The organism is Deinococcus apachensis DSM 19763 (assembly GCF_000381345.1).
Lineage (GTDB): Bacteria > Deinococcota > Deinococci > Deinococcales > Deinococcaceae > Deinococcus > Deinococcus apachensis.
This window is the reverse complement of the sequence record NZ_KB906408.1, coordinates 56389-73804: the sequence shown is the minus strand read 5'-3', so window position 1 is coordinate 73804 and position 17416 is coordinate 56389. Positions and strand designations below refer to the sequence as shown.

Below are 17416 nucleotides of genomic sequence, written 5' to 3'. Positions count from 1 at the left end.
TGCGCCGCAGAGCGTGCCCGCTCACCCCCACCCAGCCTCCCCCCTCAAGGGGGAGGGGCTTTTTTTGCTGGTCTGCACGATTTCCTCATTAATGAGAGGCTGCCGTGCATGACTCAGCGCCCGAAGGGGGGGAATCAGAACGCCCGTTCCACCGTCATTCGGGTTGGCCAGTCCCCCGACCTCCCCATCTCAGCCCACGTCGCCGTGTTCGGGCTCCTCGATGACCGTGAGGCGCACGTTCACGTTGCCGCGCAGGGCCCGGCTGTAGGGGCAGACCTTGTGGGCCTCCTCGACCATATGCTGCGCCTGCTCGCGGCTCAGGCCGGGCAGCACGATCTGGAGCTCCACGTCCAGGGCGAAGCCGAGGTCGTCGCGCACCAGGCCGACCACGCCGGTCACGCGCGAGGACCCGAAGCTGACCTTCTCGCGCCGGGCGACCGAGCCGATGGCGCTCTGGAAGCAGGCGGCGTAGCCCGCAGCAAACAGTTGCTCGGGGTTGGTGCCCACGCCGCCGCCGCCCCCGATCTCCTGCGGCACGCTGAGCTTCACGCCCAGGTGGTGGTCGGGGGTCTCGATGTATCCGGCGCGTCCGCCGTGGGCCGTCGCCTGGGTGGTGAACAGCACTTTGCCCTGGTTGTGGGTGCTCGGGTTCTGGGTCGCCTGGCTGGTGTCGGTCATGTCGCCTCCTGAGCGCCCACGCTAGGGGGGCTGCCCCGGGCAGACGGTCAAACGACCCACCTTCTGAAGGTTGTCCCTACCCGGGGGGTTGTCAGGATTCGGCAAGAGGCAGGTGCTTACGCTGCCCCCAGCATGGCTGGCCCCGACCTCCCCCCATCCGTGTCGAGTGCACCGGAGGACTCCCGGGAGGCCGAGCGGATTCGGGCGCTGCGGGAGTACGCGGTGCTCGACACCGAGCCCGAGGAGGCGTTCGACCGCTTCGCCCCGCTGGCGGCCCGGTTGTTTCGCGCGCCCATCGCCTGGTCTCGCTGACGGACGCCGACCGGCAGTGGTTCAAGGCCTGCATCGGGCTCGATGGGCGCGAGGTGGACCGCTCCCTGGCCTTCTGCCCGCACGCCATCCTCACGGGGGACGTGCTGGTGGTGCCCGATGCGGCCCTCGACCGGCGGTTCGCGCACAACCCGCTCGTAACCGGCGGGCCGTTCCTGCGCTTTTACGCGGGCGCACCCCTCCTGACGCCCGGGGGGCAGGTGCTGGGCACCCTGTGCGTGATGGACATAGTGCCCCGCGCGCCCCTCACCCCCGGGGAGTGCGACACCCTATGCGAGCTGGCGGCAGGCGTGGTGAGTGAACTGGAGCTGCGCCGGAGCCTGCGGGAGCGCCGCCGCAGTGACGCCCTGCGGGACGCGGTGCTGACCTCCGCCCTGGACGCGGTGATTATTATCGACGGGCGGGGCCGGGTCGAGGAGTGGAACCCGGCGGCGGGGCGGTTGTTCGGGTACAGCCGGGAGGAGGCGCTGGGCCGGGAACTGGGCGAGCTCATCATCCCCGAACACCACCGCAGCCGCCACCGGGAGAGGCTGGCGCAGTACGTGCGGACTGGTGAGGGTCCGGCGCCGGGGAGGCGGCTGGAGGTGACCACACTGCGGCGGGGCGGTGGGGAGTTTCCCTGCGAGCTGACCATCACGCCCTTCCGGCTAGGGGATGAGTCCCTCTTCACCATCTACCTGCGCGACCTGACCGAGCCAAAAGCCGCTCAGGAGGCCCTCCGGACCAGCGAGAACCTGCTGCGGGCGGTGGTCGAGAGCGTGCCCGCCTCCATCTTCGTGAAGGACCTGGCGGGCCGCTACCTGATGATCAACGGGGCGGGGGCCGCGCAGATCGGCCGCCCGGTGGAGGAGATCCTGGGCCGGGACGACGAGGCGCTCTTTCCCGCCGTCACGGCGCGGGCCTCCCGTCAGCGGGACGCGCAGGTGCTGCTGAACGGCGAGACCCTGACCTACGAGACGACGGACCTGCTCCCCGACGGCACCTCCGCCAGCTTTCTGTCCACCAAGGGCGTGTACCGCGACGGCCAGGGCCAGATTCGGGGTGTGATCGGGACGGTGCGTGACATCACGCGGCACAAGGCGGCCGAGGCGCTAATTCACGAGCAGAACGCCGCCCTGGAGGCCCTGGTCCACCGCCGCACCCAGGAGGTCGAGGAGGCGCAGCTGGAGGTGCTCGACCGCCTGGCCCGCGCGGCCGAACTGCGCGACGACGCGACGGGCGAACATCTGCGCCGGGTGGCCCGCACGGCCGCCGGGCTGGCCCGCCACCTGGGCCTGGAGGAGGAGGTCACGCTGATCGAACGCGCCGCCCCCCTGCACGACGTGGGCAAGATCGGGGTGCCCGACGCCGTCCTGCTCAAGCCCGGCCGCCTGACCCGGGAGGAGTTCAGCCTGGTGCAGGCCCACACCCGGCTGGGGGCGAGCATCCTGGCGGAGGGTTCGTCCCGCCTGGTGCGGGCGGCGCGGGAGATCGCCCTGACCCACCACGAGCGCTGGGACGGCACGGGGTATCCCCAGGGCCTGGCGGGCGAGGCGATTCCCCTCTCAGGCCGCATCGTGGCGGTCGCTGACGTGCTCGACGCCCTGACGAGCGAGCGGCCCTACAAGCGCGCCTGGACCCTCGACGAGGCGCTGGCGGAGATCCGGGCGCAGGCGGGCGGGCAGTTCGACCCCCGGGTGGTGGCCGCCCTGGAAGAACTGCTGCGCGAGGAGGAGCACGGGGAGCAGGAGGCCCCGTCCTCCTGGCCGGGCTGAGCCGTCTGCGTTACACTTCCCCCCTGATGTTCGGTCCTTCAACACCCCGCAGCCAGCCGCAGCCGGGGCACCTGTACGACGTGGCGGTGGTCGGGGCGGGCCTGGCGGGCACCGAGTTCGCCTGGCGCCTGGCGCGGGCTGGGCGGGACGTGCTCCTCGTCACGCAGGCGCTCGACCACCTGGGCAACCTGTACCAGCCAACAGTGGAGGGGGCCGGATTCCCCCCGGGGAGCCTCTTCGCGTCCATTGCGGCCCACATCGCCCCCGACACCGACGGTTGGACCTTCCACCGTCATCTCAAGGCGGAGGTCGAGGCCACGGCGGGCATCCACCTGCTGCAAAGCACCGTGACCGCGTTGGACGAGGAGGGCGGCGCGGTGACCCTCTCGACCTGGGAGGGGCCGTCCCTGCGGGCGCGCGTGACCGTGCTCGCCGTCGGCGCCTTCCTGAAAGGCCGCCTGCTGATCGGGGATACGCTGGAGGAGGCCGGGCGGCTCTCCGAGGTCGCCTACGACTTCCTGGCCGACGACCTCGCCCGCTCGGGGGTGTGGCTGATCGGCGCCGAGGGGACGGCTCCGGCGGTGGAGGGGTCGCCCCCCTACGACGTGCGCTTCCTGACGCCCGCGCCCCCGGAACTGGACGGCTTCCGCCTCACGCGCTTCGACCGGGTGTACGCCCTGGGCCGCTGCACGCCGGGGGATCACACCTACGCCTCCGTGCTCACGGACGCGGCGCGGCTGGCAGACGAGCTTCTGCGGGTGAGCCCATGATCCTCCGCCTCGCCGACTTTCATTTCCCGGACAGTGCGGCCCGGCTCTACCCCGACACGCCCGGGCGGCCCTGGGTGCTGGAGGTGGGCTTCGGGGACGGGCGCTTCTGGCCGCACTTTGCCGCGACCTTTCCCGAGGCGCCGAACTACCTGGGGGTCGAGATCAGCGGCGTCTCGCTCCTCAAGGCCGCGCGCACGCTGCACCGGGCCGGACTCACCAATACGGTCCTGACCCGGCTGCCCGCCACACCCCTGATCCGCGAGGTGGTGCCGGAGGGCGGGCTGGACAGCATCATCGTGAACTTCCCCGACCCCTGGCCCAAGGCGGGCCACGAGGAACACCGCCTGCTGCGTGCCCCCTTCTTCCGCCTGGCCGCCAGCCGCCTGAAACCTGGCGGGGCCGTGCTGCTCACCACCGACCACGAGGAGTATTTCGAGTTCGCCTGCCGGGAGGCGGAGGTGAGCGGCGTCATGGGGGTAGACTTCACCGATCCCCCTCCCGCCGCCCTGGAGACCAAATACGCCCGCAAGTGGCGTGACCTGGGGCTGGGGGCGCGCCACGCCCGCTTCGTCCCAACCGAACGGCCGCACGTGCCGCACGGTTCCGCCACCCGCTACCCCGACCAGGAGGATCCCCCTGCCGTGCCCCACGCCGTCCTGACCCTGCCCCAGCCCTTCGCCCCCGCCGAGTTTCACAAACACACCGCCCGCGGCGGCCAGACCCGCGAGGACCCGGTCGGTTGGACGGTGGTCCTGCTCGACCTGTACCGCAGTCTGGGCGGCATCGCCCGCCCCGGGCCGGGCTGGGTGGTCCTCGCCCACGTCGTGGAGGGCGAGCTCACCCAGGAAGTGCTGATCGACCTCACGGCCCGGGAGGACGGCACCCACCTTGTCCGCCTCGCCCGCTTCGGCGGTCCGGTGGTCACGCCCGGGGTCAAGGCCGCTGTGGGCACGGTCACGGATTGGCTGGAGGCGCGGGGGGGAACGGTCCGGCACCGGGGCTACTGAGGGCCGGGAACCGGGGGTGTTCTCAGGATTGAGTCAAGGCCCCCCCACGTAACGTGGCCGGACCGCCGACAGGGCCGGGGGCAACACCGTGAGTTCACCGCTCAGGACGCGCCGCCGGAGGTTCGGTTTCCCCGAGCCTCCACCTGGAACCTGGTCAAGCTCACCTGGAGCGTTGCGCCTGCGGATGGTGGGGCGTAGGCGGCAGTTCCCTCCTCGCTTGCTTGGATAGCATCGAGCGGGCCGCTTCTGTCCACCATAGTCCCGGGCAGCCCCCAGGTAAGAGATTTGCGAGGCCCAGTGTTGAACTCTGGGCCTCGCGTGCTGTCGGCCCTGTTTGTCAACTTCTCCATTCTCGTGACCTTTACCAGTATCGGTGGCCTGACCCATACGGCCACCGAGCGTCACCACACCCTGCGCCTCGCCCTGCGGTACGTCCTCTCTGTCGTGGGCGGCCTGATCCTGATCGGCTATGGCGTTCCCCTCGCAGAAGGCGTCCGGGTCGATTTCCGGCAGGTGCCTGTCGCGCTTGCGGGCCTCTTCGGTGGACCCCTGCCCGCCTTCGCCGTCGCCCTGCCCCTGGCCCTGTACCGCGCCTGGCTGGGTGGCGAAGGTGCGGTGGGCGGCATCTCGGGGCTCCTCACCACTGCGGCCGTCGCCAGCGTATTTCACACCCGCTTGCACCACAGCCACCTCACCTGGCGTGATGCCTGGGCACCCTTCGCGACCTTTGCCCTCGCCAACCTCAGCCTGCTCCTCGTACCCGGCCGCGGCCCTGCGCTTTTCCAGACCGCCTACCTGCCGCTGACCCTGCTTCAGGGGCTGGGCCTGCTCGTGACCTTCGCGGTGATCGCCGTGCGCTTTGACAGCGTGGGCCACTCCCGCACCCTGCACATTCTCGCGTACCGCGACGCCCTCACGGGGCTGCTCAACCGCCGCCAGTTCGACCTCGACCTCGCCGACCTTCCCGCCGACGGCCACGTTCACCTGCTGCTGCTTGACCTCGACCATTTCAAACGTCTCAACGACACGTTGGGGCACGGGTTCGGGGACGTGGTGCTGCGGGAACTCGGCGGGTTGCTCACCGTGCATACCCGGGGGACAGACCGGGTGTACCGGGTGGGCGGGGAGGAATTCGCGGTGCTGCTGCACAGTGCCGACCCGGAGGTGGTGGCGGGCGTGGCGAACCGCCTGCGTGATCTAGTGCGGAGGCAGTTGGGCGCCCGCGCGGGTCGGCCAGACTGGACCCTGACGTTCTCGGCCGGGCTCGCCCGGCACGATACAGGTCCATCCAGCACCTTCGAGACGGCGGACGCGCGCCTGTACGAGGCCAAGCGCTCCGGCCGCGACCGCGTGGTGGGGGAAGAGGTCGGCCCTTCCCTGACGGAGGTCGAAGCCCCGGCTGTTCGGTTGGGCTCCACGACCTGAAAAGGCCCAGCCTGGGTGTGCTGCGCCCGCCTTGACCTGGGTGCGGCAGCGGGTGGAGGCAACGAAAAGGCCCCCATCGCTGGGGGCTTTCTTCTGGCTCGGCAGGTTGGGGTCGAACCAACGACCGTCCGGTTAACAGTAAGAGATAGGGTAATTCTGTGGGGACAAGAATGGACAGCGGTGGACAACCTGGACACGGATGATAACGCGTGCAGGACGAGAAATCCCCGCGTGCGGCCGAACATGAAGGGGAAGGCCGGACAGGGGTGGACACGTCTGGAAAGGGGGACAAAAAGGGCGCGTTGGCCACGTGTTGGACATGAAGAAATGGCTCAAGGCACTGGGATGGAACGCGGCAGGGGAGTGCCTCGGCGGGCAGCGTCAAGCACCGCGCGCACGGCCGCCTCCTCGACCTCGGTCTCTGTGATCGCCTTATTGTTCGGGTCGTCAAGGTCGAAGAAAGACTGACGGCTGTTCGACGAGATCTTCAGCAGTTTCGTCTGCTGGGTCGCGAACACCTGGGTCATCCGTTGACCGTAGGTGACGGTCGGTTCCTCACCCATCCCCGAGAACATGTTGAAGCGGGACGTCACCACCACGACCGGCAGCTTTCCAAACGGCCTGACCGACCGCGCCTGCTGATCCCCGGCACGGATGTCCCACTGCATCATGGGCGGCGCGTGCCCCGCCTGGTACGCCTGGACGTACGAGTGGAACTCGTTCAGCCAATCGTTCATCTCGCCGCTGAGCCCGGCGCGCGCCGGAGGGTTCGAGCGGAAGAAGTTCACCATAGCGGCGGGCACGTCCTCGTGCCAGGGGTCGATCAGCACGAGACCCGCGACGCCCGAGCAGTACCGCTCGGCGTACACCCTCACGGTGGGATAGGCGCTCTGCCCGGTCGAGGTGGTTCCGCCCACGCTGAAGACGGTCCCGCCGCGCGGCAGGTGCGGGTGCGGCGTGATGGGTGGCCGAACCGAGCTGGATCGCCGCGAACAGACAGGGGTTCGTACCCAGCACGCGTCCCTCGACCTTCCAACTTGAGGGGCCGCGTGAACAGTTCAGCCTTGCCGAGGAGCGGCAGGAACCGCGCGAGATCCGCCGAGGACAGCGCTGTCCCCATCCACTTGCACGGGCGGGGCACAGCTGGAGGCCAACGCGCAGGACACGGGGGCGAGCGGCCTCCTGCTGTTAGACTGGCGACATCCGGTCCGTCCATTCGCTTCGTCCTTCCCGCACCGTCGCCGCCCGGCAGTGATCGCGCGATTCCCAACCTGGGGGTGAGACCATCTCCGACGACCTTCCCACCCGCCCTCACGCCCAGCTTCCACTCCTCGGGAGTCACGACCAGGCTCTCTTCGAGCGCGCGCCGGTCGCCTACCTCCTGCTGGACCCGTCTGGCACCCTCCGGGACGCCAACCTTCGGGCCGAGTCGGCCCTGGGCCTGCCGCGCGCCCGTCTTCAGGGCCGCCGCCTGGCCTCCCTCACGGCACCCTCCCATGCCAGCACCCTGACGCGGTTCCTGCGGCAGGTGTTCGGTCAGCCGGGACCCGCGCGGGTCGAACTGCCCCTCCTGGGGCAGGGCGGCGCCCCCTTTCACGCGCAGGTCGAGGCGGAGGCGGACGGCGACGTGGGCCGCCTGATGTTTATGGACATCAGCGCGGGGCGGGCCGCGCGGGAAGAACTCCTGCGCGTGAACGCGGCCCTGGAGCACCGGGTAGAGGGGTACGCCGCACAGGTGCAGGAAGTCACCCAGGAGTTGGATGCCTTTGTGAGTGCCGTCATGCAGGAGATGGACGCGCCGTTGAGGCACATCCGGGCCTTCGCGGAACCGCTCGGCGGTGAGGAGGTAACTGCCGGGGAGCGGGTTCAGGCCACGGCCCGGATCCTGGGCGCCGGGGACCAGCTGGAGGCCCGCCTGCGCACCTTGGCCCTGTACTCCAGCGCGAGTCGGCAGCGGCTGAAGTTCGTGCCTGTGGACCTGAACCGGGTGCTGAGGGTGGTCGTCCAGGGGCTGGCCCCGGAGTTGTCCGGCCGGGAGGTGTACCTGACCCACGACGCCCTGCCCGTAGTGCGGGGGGACATGGGCGCCTTGCAGACCGTGCTCCTCCAGTTCCTGAGCAACGCGCTGAGGGCGACCCGGACATGCGCCTCCGCCCGGATTCACGTGGGCGCGAAGAACCTGGACTGCGAGGACGTGGTCTTCGTGGAGGACAACGGGATCGGCTTCAACATGCGCTACCGCGAGCAGCTTTTCACCCCCTTCAACCATCTGCACCGAGCGGAGGACTTTGGGGGGAGCGGCCTGGGGCTGGCGCTGGTCCGGCGCCTGGTTTCCCGGCAGGGGGGCCGGGTGTGGGCCGAGGGACGGCCCGGGCAGGGAGCCACCTTCTGGCTGGCCCTCCCCAGAAACACGGCGGAGACGTAACCCGCGAGCGGCACCGGTGAGGCCGCTTCAGGTGTCCCGTTCATCCTGCCGGAACAGGGCCTCCAGTTCGGTGACGGTCTCGTCGCGGGGAAAGGCGAGGACGACCTTTCCCCCGTTCAGGCGGGACTCGGCCCAGGCCCAGCCCCCGTGCCGCGCCAGGACGCGCCGCACCAGCGCCAAACCACTGCCCTCCAACAGGGGCACGTCCTGGTTCGTTCTCACCGAGAGATCAAAGAGGGTGGCGGCCTCCTCGCCCGTCAGGCCGGTCCCGTCGTCCTGCACCGTCACCCACACCTCGCCCGCGACCTCCTGGCTGCTGACGTCCACGTACCGCGCGCCCCGGGTGTCGCTCAGCGTGAAGGTGAGCAGTACCTCCAGGGCCTGTTTCAAGAGCGCCTGGTCTCCCCGCACGATGGGCAGCGGCCGAATCAGCCACTGCACCCGGTCCCCCGCCGCGGCGCCTGCCCGCACCTCGGCGAACAGCTCGCCCAGCGGCAGCAGTTCCCGGTTCACGTGCTGGTCCTCCAGCCGCGCGAGTTCGCGTAGGTCCCGCGAGACGCCCCGCAGCCGCGCCAGCTCGTCCTGAAGGGTGGAGGGGGCGTGGGGCGGCAACTCCGCGAGGAGGTCCTGGGTGGACCCCGGTTCCAGGAATCGGCTCAGGTACCCGACCGGAACTTCGAGGTTGTGGGCGGTGCGGGTGATCAGGGCCCCCAGTTCCGCGTTGAGGTCGGCCAACCTCTCCCGTTGCCGCTCGACCTGTTGCAGCCGGGCGGTGCGTTCAAGGGCGAGGCGGAAGCTGTCCCCCACCGCGCGGAACACCGCCTTCTCGCGCTCGGTCCACATGGGGCGGTCCGTCACCGCCATGCTCAGCATCCCGGCGGGGTGGTCGGCTGGAAACAGGGGGTAGGCCGCCAGGGCGGTAAAGGGCACGGGGGCGGGTGAAGTCCGCGCGCCCGGGTTCCAGTGCTCGAAGAACATGGGCTCCCGGCGCCCTTCGGGCAGCGCGAAACCGGGCAGTCCGGCGGGCACCCCGCCCCTCAGCGCGTCTTCGAGTTCAGGAGGGAGCGAGCCGGACGCATGGCGCAGCCGCCAGACTTCCCCCTCCCGCTCGAAGTACACGGCGCTGTTCACGTCGAGCACCTGCCCGAGCACGTCCGTCGCCTGCCGGATGAGTGCCCCCACCTCCCGGGTGTCTGCCGCCCGGTCGGTGAAGTCGGCAAACGCCGCCAGGGCCTCACGTTCCTCGGCCAGGGCGCGCACCGCCGCCGCCCGCTCCAGGGCCAGGCTCAGGCTGCGCACGACCGTCTCCAGCACGGCACGGTCGGAGGCCGACCAGGCGCGCCCGCCGAACAGCGCCACGGCGAGGACCCCCAACCGCGCTCCGTCCACGCTGAGCGGGAACGTCGCCCCCGCGTCTACCCCGGCCCCCAGCTCGCCCAGGCCGTCGATGTCGCCGTGATACCGCTCCTGAAAGAGCGGCGTCCCGGTCCCCCAGGGCCGGTCGAGGCTGGGGGTCCCGCCCACTGGAAACCCGGCCGCCGCCGCCGCCTGGAGCGCCGGGTTGGGCATGTCCCCCACCTGGGCCCGCAAGCGCCACCGGCCCCCCTCGGGCTCGTAGTAGGTGGCGAAGCCGTCAGGCAGCAGGGAGAGCGCGACCTCCTGCCCCCACCGGATCAGGGCGTAGGGGTCGAGGTGCGGGGTGAGGTTCCGGGTCAGCTCCGCGAACGCCTCCAGCGCCCGGGTGCGGGATTTCAGCTCGGTGTTCAGCTCAGCGAGGCGGCGGGTGCGCTCCTCCACCCGCTGTTCGAGGGTGGCGTTCAGCGCCCGCAGGGTTTCCTCGGCGCGGGCGCGCCGGAGGGCCGACCTCGTTCGCTCCGCCACCCCACGGATCAGGTCGGTTTCCCGGGGCGTCCAGGCACGTGGGGTGGCGCTCTGCACCGCGAACAAGGCCACCTGCCGCTCGTCCTCGTACAGGACGACGTCGGTGAAGGCCGCCACCTGCCGTTCCCGCAGCGCCGCCCGCCCCCCTTCGGTCAGCTTCGGGTCCGCCTCGACGTCATTCACCTGGATGACGGCGCCGGGCTGATACGCCGCGAGAAACCCTGGGCCGAAGGGTTCCAACGAGTGTTCACCCACGATGGAGGGGACGCCGCGGGGACAATCCTGTTCGACCTTCAGCAGGTCGCCCTCGATCTCGCCGTACAAGACCCGGTTGATGTCCAGGCGTTCGCACAGACGAGTCAGGGCGAGGGCGGCGATCTCGGAGGGTGTGGTGAGGGGAGCGAGGGCGTCGGACAGCGTCAGCAGGAAGGCCTGCTGCGCTTCGCTCTCGCGCAGGGCTTCCTCGGCGCGGACGCGCTCGACAGCGGCCCGGATGCGCTCGGCCACCTCGCGCAGCAGCTCGACCTCGCTCTCCTGCCACACCCGCGGGTGGGAGTTGGTCACGCACAGCGCCCCCACCAGCCGCCCTCCCTTGATCAGCGGCGCGCCCATGCACGCGATGATCCCCAGGGCGGCCGAGGCGGGACGGTCCTCCGGGGGCACCAGCGCCGAGGTCCGCGTGTCGGTGACCACGTGGCATTCCCCCCGGCGCAGGATCGCCACCGACCAGCCGAAGTCCGCCACCCGGTGCTCACCCGCCAGCGAGGGGGCGCCGCCGCGCACCCAGTCGCGGGCGACCCGCGCGACACCCGCGGCCTCGTCGACCTCGACGTAGTAGGCGCGGTCCACGTCCAGCTGCTCGGCCAGCAGACGGCACGCCTCGCCCACCAGGTCGACCGGATCGGCCAGGGGGCGCAGGGCGTCGCTGAGGCGGAGCAGGAAGCCCTGCGCCCCGCTGTTGAGCAGGGCCTTCTTCGCCGGGGCATGTGGTGCCGTCCAGGAGCCTTCGGTCGTAGCCTCACCCGGCGGCTGGAGAAGGTGCTCACCCGCCAGCAGGTCCGCGACGGCGCGGCCGAGGTCTTCTCGCGGCAAGACCAAGTCCGCCGCCCCGGCCTTCATCACCGCGCGCGGCAGCTCGGCGGGAGCGGCCGTCTCCGGGTCCTGCACCAAGACTGTCCCGCCCGCGCCATGCAGGGCGCGCACGCCCATCACGCCGTCATGCCCCGGACCAGCGAGGATGACCGCCAGAGCACGCGAACCGAAGCTCACGGCCAGGGACGCCAGCAACCGGTCCAGCGGACGTTCCGAGGACAGCTCCCCCTCGGGCGGCGTGACGGCGCAGCGGCCACCCGGCCGCATTTCCAGAACCGTGTGCGGCGGGCTGAGGTACACGTGCCCTGGCTGGAGCGAGCTGCCGTTCTCGATCAGTTCCACCGGCTGCCCAGTGTGGCGGCGGAACACCTCCACCGCGCCGCTCGCCCCACGGACAAGCACCGCGGCGGGCAACTCGGCGGGGAGTTCGGCCAGCACCGCCGCCGTCACCTCGGGCGTGTCGACCGGGGCGACCAGCACCAGCACATCAAAGGACGCTGGTGTCGGATTAGGGGGTGAGGGCATACACGTGCCGTAGTTTAGGTGTGCCCTCTTGGAGCCCAGTGAAGCGGAAATTGCTGTTCTGTTGGGAAAACGTGCGCTGAGTGGGGGACACGGTCATCACCTCCGTGAGAGGACCCATGGCGAGGTGGGAGCGGCGCCTCTCCGGGGAAGCAGCGCTGCCCCAGCACCGGGCTGGATGAAGGTGGCCCTGTGGCTGTACCGCGCGCAGGGTGTCTTCTGAAGGACGTGGCGGCGGGACCTGTCCTCCTTCAGGACCGGGCTCCCCCTGAACGTCCCGGCCTTCCTTGGCGTTCTCCGGGACCGCGTGCCCGGACGTGCCGCCCGGTTCATCCTCGGTGCCTGGACCGGATCACCCGGACTACAGCTCCACTGCCGCGGGTGACACCCTCGCCAGGGTAGACCCCCGATCGCCGTGAAGGGAAAGGGTTCTGCTTCCAGCCCCTGGAGCCGTGGCTTCTTCACACGAGGGCGGTGACTGCGGGTCCCTCGGTCGCCTCTTCCTGCGGGCGCGGAAGGGTAAAGGCGAAGACTGCACCCTCCCCCGGCTGCCCCTCGGCCCACACCCGCCCCCCGTGGCGTTCCACGATGCGCCGCACGTTGGCGAGCCCCACGCCAGTCCCCTCGAACTCCTCCTGGCGGTGCAGCCGCTGGAATACCCCGAACAGGCGGCCCGCGTGCGCCGGGTCGAAGCCTGCCCCGTTGTCCCGCGCCTGCACCACCCATTCCTCCGCGCGCACCTCCGCGGTCACCTCGATGCGTGCCTGCGGTGTGCCGCACGTGTACTTCACCGCGTTCGACAGCAGGTTCAGCATCACCTGTCGCAGCAATTCCCCGTCGGCCTGCACGTCCGGCAGCGCCCCCACCACCCACGTCACCTTGCGCACTTCGGTCTCGGCCGCCAGCTCCGTCCGCACGGCCTCCACCAGTGCGCCCAGATTCACCCGTTCCAGGCGCAGCGCCTGCCGGGAGGTCCGCGCCAAATCCAGCAGCGCGTCAATCAGGGTGTTCATGCGCGCCGCGGCCTCCTCCACCACCCCCAGGTACCGCGCCGCCTGCGGGTTGCCGTCCAGCCCGTTCCCCAGGGCGCGGCGCAGCAGCGCCAGGAAGCCGATCATGTGGCGCACCGGGGTGCGCAGGTCGTGGGACACCGACAGCGCGAAGGCGTCCAACTCCGCGTTGGCCGCGTGCAGCGCCCGCGACTGCGCCTCCAGCGTGGTGTTCTGCCCCCGCACCGCCACCTCGCTGGCCCGCAACGTCGCCAGGGTGCCCGCGCGGTCCAGGGCGAGCCCCAAGGTGGCCGCGCCGCGCCGCAGCAGCGCCCGTTCCTCGGGCAGCCATGGCCGGTGTTCCGGCGCGCGCCACATCATGAGCAACCCGGCCAGGGTGCCGTCTGGAAGCGTGACGTGCTCCACACCCACCGCGTCACGTGTGAGTCGCCGCATGGCGGGCAGGCTGGCAGCATCGTCCGGCAGGTAGCACCCGGCCCCGCACGCCTGCACGTGTGCGACCAGCGGCAGGCGACTCAGCGGCAGACCCTCCGGGGTGAGCAGCGACCGCAACGGGGACGGCACCTCACCCCACCACACGGGCGCGTGCGCCTGGGTACCGTCCAGCTGCACCATCACCAGCCCCCGCGCATCCAGCGCCGGACCGAGTTGCGCGAGCGTCACCCGGGCGACCTCCTCCGGGGTGGCCGCACTCAGCAGCGCGTCGCCCAGCACGGCCAGGGTGTCCGCGCGGGACCGCTCCGCCCGCTCCGCCGTGGTGCGCGCCACCACCTGCGCCTCCAGGCCGCGCAGCAGACGCGCGCGGCCGATGGCAATGGCGCACTGCGCCGCGAGGATGCGCAGGAAGCGCCGCTCCTCGTCCGTGAAGACGTGCGGCTCGGTGAAGTCCAGCACCAGGACGCCCAACGGCCGCTCGTCCAGGAACATGGGCAGCACCGCCGTGGCCGCGACCGGCGCCGTCGCCCCGGTGCGCGCCTCCAGGGTCGGGTACGCACGCGCCAGGTCCCCGTCGTGCTCGAAGAGCAGGGGTGTGTGCCGCCCCAGGGCGTCCGCGGCGGGGCCGTCGTCGTCGACCAAGGCGTCCGCCCATACGGACGGCAGGAACTCGTCCTCGCCGACGGTGGCGACGCGGTGGAGCTGCGGGTGCGCACCGGTGGTGAGCAGGACGGTGGCGGCGTGCGCGTTGAGCGCTTGCGCGGCGGGATGCAGGATGACATCGAACACCGCCTGTTCGGTCTGGGCGCTGGCGAGCGATTCGGTCACGTCCTGTAACCGTGCGCTCAGCATCGTAAACACGTCGGGCACCACCCGAGCATACGGTGGACGTGCACACGGTGACGAGGAACGGTCCACAAGTGAACGCGCAAGGGTAGGGTGGTTCACGGCCCCTCTGACTAGCCCTCCCACCTTCCGGGACTACTCGCGCAGCCGGGGCTGCTTGGGCCAGGCGAACCAGAACGTACTCCCCTGATCCACCTTGCCTTCCCCCCATGCCCGGCCCCCGAAGCGCTCACACACCCGGCGCACGGTCATCAGGCCCACCCCGGTCCCCTCGTAGTCCCTGGACGAGTGCAGCCGCCCGAACAGCTGGAAAATCCGGTCCTTCTGGCGCATGTTGAAGCCCGTGCCGTTGTCCTCCACCCCGATGTGGTACTCTGTCTCCGTCTCCCGCGCCAGGACATGCACCCGCGCCGCCTCCCGCTCCTTGGTGAACTTCACGGCGTTCGACACGTACTCGTTGAGGATCAGGTACAGGCCCTGGATGTCGCCCTGCACCGTGGGCAGGGAGTCCCTGGTGATTCGAAGGTTCCGCCCCACCAGCTGAGGCTGGGCCTCCTTGATCACCTGATCCAGCACTTTGTTCAGGTCCACGCGCTGAAGGCGGACCCGCATGCTCCTCAGCCCCATGTAGCGGTCCAGGGTAGCCAGCAGCGCGATGACCGCCTGCACGGCCCGTTCCGTCTTCAGCAGCGGTGCGGTGACCTGTTCCGGCTGTTCCCCCAGGGCTTGGCGCAGCAGTCCCAGGAAGTTCATGGCCCGCGCGGTGGGCAGGTGGAGTTGCTGGAGGAAGGTGGCGACGATCTGCTCCAGTTCCTGGTTCAGTGCCCGAATCCGGGCGGCCTGTTCCTGAAGCTGGCGTTCCTGGGCCGTGGTGGTGTCCAAAAGGTCCTGTTTGACCTGCTGGTGGGCGGTGATGTCCGTCATTACCAGCCGGAAGTGCTGGAAGGCCCCGTCCACGATGGAAGCGTCGACGTCCAGCAGGACGTCAAAGGGGGTGTCATCCGCGTGCAACACCCTGGCTTCCCCACGGTGCTTCAGGCCCCCGTCCAACACCTGCTGGAGCAGCACGTCGAAGGAGCCTTGCGACTCAGGGGTGAGGAATCCGCCCAGCCGCTTGCCCAGCAGGACCTCACGGCTGCGGCCCAGCAGGGCGCACCCAGCGGCGTTGACCTCCTGAACGCGGCCCTGGGAGTTCAGCAAGACGTAGGGGGCGGGGGCCTCGCTGAACAGGGTCATGGCCTGCTGCTGGCGGGTCTGGAGTTCCGCTTCCAGGGCCTGCACACGCTGCTGAAGGTCCGTGACCAGCGGGTTGGGTGTGGGTTCTGGGTTGGTCATGGTGTCCTGTCACCTCTTTCCTGATCAGCGTGTCCAAGGGTGGAGTGAACGAAAGGCGAACGGTGCAGCCTTCCTGACTCCCGCACCTTACCGCAGCGGGTGGGCACTCAACAGCCGAACTCGAGAAAAGGAATGGTTTCGCGGCTTGAGAGGCGACGCGATGAACACGGCATTTCTGCGTTGCAAAACCCTGAAGCGAAAGCCACTTCTTGTGCAATAGACTTTCGCCCGGCCCGGCACCCTCATCGGCTACGCTCGCGTGTCGACCGACGACCAGACCACCGCCTCCCAGCTCGGCGCCCTGAAGCAAGCGGGGGTCCTCAAGATTTACCAGGAGACCGCCAGCGGTGGCCGCTGGGACCGCCCCGAACTACACAGGATGCTCGACTTCCTGCGCGAAGGCGACACCGTCGTCGTGTGGAAGATCGACCGCCTGAGCCGCTCGCTCGCCGACCTCGTCCGCATCATGAAGTTGATCGACCAGCGCGGCGCCGCGCTCAAGTCCCTCACCGAGCCGATCGGCACGACTACCGCCGTGGGCAAGGCGATGATGCAGATGGTCGGCGTGTCCGCGGAGTTGGAAAGGTCGAATCTCCGCGAACGTACGCATGCCGGTTTGAAGGCCGCGCGGGAGAAGGGGGTTCGCTTCGGGCGGCCCAGCAAGCTCAACGCGGCGCAGCAGCAGGACATCGTGCGACGCGTCGGCGCGGGCGACCTCACCGCTGCCGACGCCGCCCGGTTGATCCGGCGACGGCGGCCCGCGTCTTGAAGCGCGCTGACTTGTGCAGGCGACGGAGTGAGATGATGCCGGTGTGATCGGCCTGGAGGCGCGTCGACTCCCGTGGGACGCCTGCCACAATGCGCGGGACCTCGGCGGCCTCCCCACCTTCGACGGCCGGGTGGTCCGCTCGTTCGCGTTGATGCGCTCCGACAACCACGACCGCCTCACCTCGGCAGGCCAGGCGGCCGTGCGGGCGCGAGAGGTCAGCTTGATCCTCGACCTGCGCAACGCCTGGGAGTCGCGCAGGTTTCCCAGTCGGTTCCTGGGGGACTCCGTCTATTTGAACCTGCCCGTGCTGGATGATGCGGACGAGGAGAGTTACGCGCGCGTGAATGCCGCACCTCACCTGGGAGCGGTCTACCGCACGACCGTCGACGGCTTCGCCCGGCAGCTGGGCGAGATCATCGCCGTGATAGCGGACGCTCCGGCTGGCGGGGTCGTCTTGCATTGCCACGCGGGCAATGACCGGACAGGCATCGTTGTGGCGCTGGCGCTCGCCGTGGCGGGCGTGGCGCCTGGGGTGATCGCCGAGGACTACGCGCTGTCGGACACCTGCCTCGCGCCGCATTACGCGGCGGAACTCGCGGGGCTGAACGAGGTGCGGCGGGAGCGGGTGCCGCGCTGGGAGCACAGCCGCCCGGAGGTCATGCTGGACCTGCTCGATCACCTCCAGCAGGTGTACGGCGGCGTCAACGCGTACCTGCGGGGCGCGGGCGTGAGGCAGGATCAGTTGCAGGCGTTGCGCGACCGGCCCCGCGAACGCCCGTGACCAACGTAGAAGCTGCCGCGCACTCGTCAGGTGCAGCGTGAACGCGGCGGGCTGGAAGACCTATTCTCAGCCCACTCACCGTCCGAGGGTGGCCAGCGCTGGAGGGGTGGGGACCTGAGCGTCCTCGCTCTCCTGTGGATGAGACAGGTCGGGACAGGGGAGAGAGACACGCGGCAGGAAGGTGGGGCGCGTTGGCCACGGCTCCAGAAGCGAGCAGAGCAGAAATGGAAAAACCCCCTCCTAGAGGGGGTTTCTTTGGCTCGGCAGGTTGGGGTCGAACCAACGACCGTCCGATTAACAGTCGGATGCTCTGCCACTGAGCTACTGCCGAATACCTGTGTGGTGAGCCGTTTCCG

Annotated in this window: 13 protein-coding genes and 1 tRNA gene; 8 read left to right on the top strand and 6 right to left on the bottom strand. The window is 70.1% G+C overall.

The window, feature by feature from the left end; genetic code table 11:
* Window positions 1-189: 189 nt before the first annotated feature.
* Complete coding sequence (locus tag F784_RS0115020; protein WP_019587546.1) at window positions 190-678, bottom strand: organic hydroperoxide resistance protein; 489 nt, start codon at window positions 676-678, stop codon at window positions 190-192.
* A 132-nt stretch (window positions 679-810) separates the two neighbouring features.
* On the opposite strand from F784_RS0115020, the gene F784_RS26860 reads away from it, so the two are divergent.
* The 5 genes from F784_RS26860 to F784_RS0114995 all read left to right on the top strand — a co-directional run bounded on the left by F784_RS26860 (window position 811) and on the right by F784_RS0114995 (window position 5964).
* On the top strand, window positions 811-990 hold the full coding sequence (locus F784_RS26860) for a hypothetical protein (RefSeq protein WP_019587545.1): 180 nt from the start codon (window positions 811-813) through the stop codon (window positions 988-990).
* 53 nt (window positions 991-1043) lie between these two features.
* Window positions 1044-2762, top strand: coding sequence for a PAS domain S-box protein (locus F784_RS0115010; protein WP_019587544.1), 1719 nt, complete (start codon window positions 1044-1046; stop codon window positions 2760-2762).
* A gap of 26 nt (window positions 2763-2788) precedes the next feature.
* Window positions 2789-3532 carry an FAD-dependent oxidoreductase gene (locus tag F784_RS0115005; RefSeq protein WP_019587543.1) on the top strand — a complete coding sequence of 248 codons (744 nt, stop codon included), beginning with the start codon at window positions 2789-2791 and terminating at the stop codon, window positions 3530-3532.
* On the top strand, window positions 3529-4539 hold the full coding sequence (trmB, locus tag F784_RS0115000) for a tRNA (guanine(46)-N(7))-methyltransferase TrmB (RefSeq protein ID WP_019587542.1): 1011 nt from the start codon (window positions 3529-3531) through the stop codon (window positions 4537-4539). The genes F784_RS0115005 and trmB overlap by 4 nt, the downstream gene beginning before the upstream one ends.
* A 318-nt stretch (window positions 4540-4857) precedes the next feature.
* A complete protein-coding gene (locus tag F784_RS0114995; RefSeq protein WP_019587541.1) occupies window positions 4858-5964 on the top strand; it encodes a GGDEF domain-containing protein in 1107 nt (368 codons plus the stop codon).
* 332 nt (window positions 5965-6296) lie between these two features.
* Here F784_RS0114995 and F784_RS0114990 read toward each other — a convergent pair whose 3' ends face one another.
* A complete protein-coding gene (locus F784_RS0114990) occupies window positions 6297-6881 on the bottom strand; it encodes a hypothetical protein (RefSeq protein ID WP_019587540.1) in 585 nt (194 codons plus the stop codon).
* Between the two features lie 368 nt (window positions 6882-7249).
* Here F784_RS0114990 and F784_RS23290 point away from each other — a divergent pair, with 368 nt between their 5' ends.
* Complete coding sequence (locus F784_RS23290; protein ID WP_281166720.1) at window positions 7250-8389, top strand: sensor histidine kinase; 1140 nt, start codon at window positions 7250-7252, stop codon at window positions 8387-8389.
* Window positions 8390-8416: 27 nt separating this feature from the next.
* Here the strand turns inward: F784_RS23290 and F784_RS23285 are convergent, their stop codons facing one another.
* The 3 genes from F784_RS23285 to F784_RS0114970 form a co-directional block, all read right to left on the bottom strand.
* Window positions 8417-11887, bottom strand: a complete 3471-nt coding sequence (locus tag F784_RS23285) for a chemotaxis protein CheB (protein WP_083939237.1) — start codon at window positions 11885-11887, stop codon at window positions 8417-8419.
* A 458-nt stretch (window positions 11888-12345) separates the two neighbouring features.
* Entirely contained in the window at window positions 12346-14199 is a 1854-nt protein-coding gene (locus F784_RS24675) for a sensor histidine kinase (protein ID WP_157465286.1), read from the bottom strand.
* Window positions 14200-14310: 111 nt separating this feature from the next.
* Window positions 14311-15510, bottom strand: coding sequence for a sensor histidine kinase (locus F784_RS0114970; protein ID WP_019587537.1), 1200 nt, complete (start codon window positions 15508-15510; stop codon window positions 14311-14313).
* A 244-nt stretch (window positions 15511-15754) separates the two neighbouring features.
* Between F784_RS0114970 and F784_RS0114965 the strand changes: the two genes are divergently transcribed.
* Together F784_RS0114965 and F784_RS0114960 are read left to right on the top strand one after the other, a co-directional pair.
* The gene (locus F784_RS0114965; RefSeq protein ID WP_157465285.1) at window positions 15755-16279 is read left to right on the top strand and encodes a recombinase family protein; all 525 of its coding nucleotides are present in this window, start codon (window positions 15755-15757) and stop codon (window positions 16277-16279) included.
* A 43-nt stretch (window positions 16280-16322) separates the two neighbouring features.
* Entirely contained in the window at window positions 16323-17060 is a 738-nt protein-coding gene (locus tag F784_RS0114960) for a tyrosine-protein phosphatase (RefSeq protein WP_019587535.1), read from the top strand.
* A 256-nt stretch (window positions 17061-17316) separates the two neighbouring features.
* Here the strand turns inward: F784_RS0114960 and F784_RS0114955 are convergent.
* Window positions 17317-17391: transfer RNA gene (locus tag F784_RS0114955), tRNA-Asn, on the bottom strand.
* Between the last annotated feature and the right edge of the window lie 25 nt (window positions 17392-17416).

Excerpts from the sequence above, each read along its gene's own strand:
- trmB (WP_019587542.1), top strand. The coding sequence starts at position 3,529 with ATGATCCTCCGCCTCGCCGACTTTCATTTCCCGGACAGTGCGGCCCGG.
- F784_RS0115020 (WP_019587546.1), bottom strand. The coding sequence starts at position 678 with ATGACCGACACCAGCCAGGCGACCCAGAACCCGAGCACCCACAACCAG.
- F784_RS0115005 (WP_019587543.1), top strand. The coding sequence starts at position 2,789 with ATGTTCGGTCCTTCAACACCCCGCAGCCAGCCGCAGCCGGGGCACCTG.
- F784_RS0114970 (WP_019587537.1), bottom strand. The coding sequence starts at position 15,510 with ATGACCAACCCAGAACCCACACCCAACCCGCTGGTCACGGACCTTCAG.
- F784_RS26860 (WP_019587545.1), top strand. The coding sequence starts at position 811 with ATGGCTGGCCCCGACCTCCCCCCATCCGTGTCGAGTGCACCGGAGGAC.
- F784_RS23285 (WP_083939237.1), bottom strand. The coding sequence starts at position 11,887 with ATGCCCTCACCCCCTAATCCGACACCAGCGTCCTTTGATGTGCTGGTG.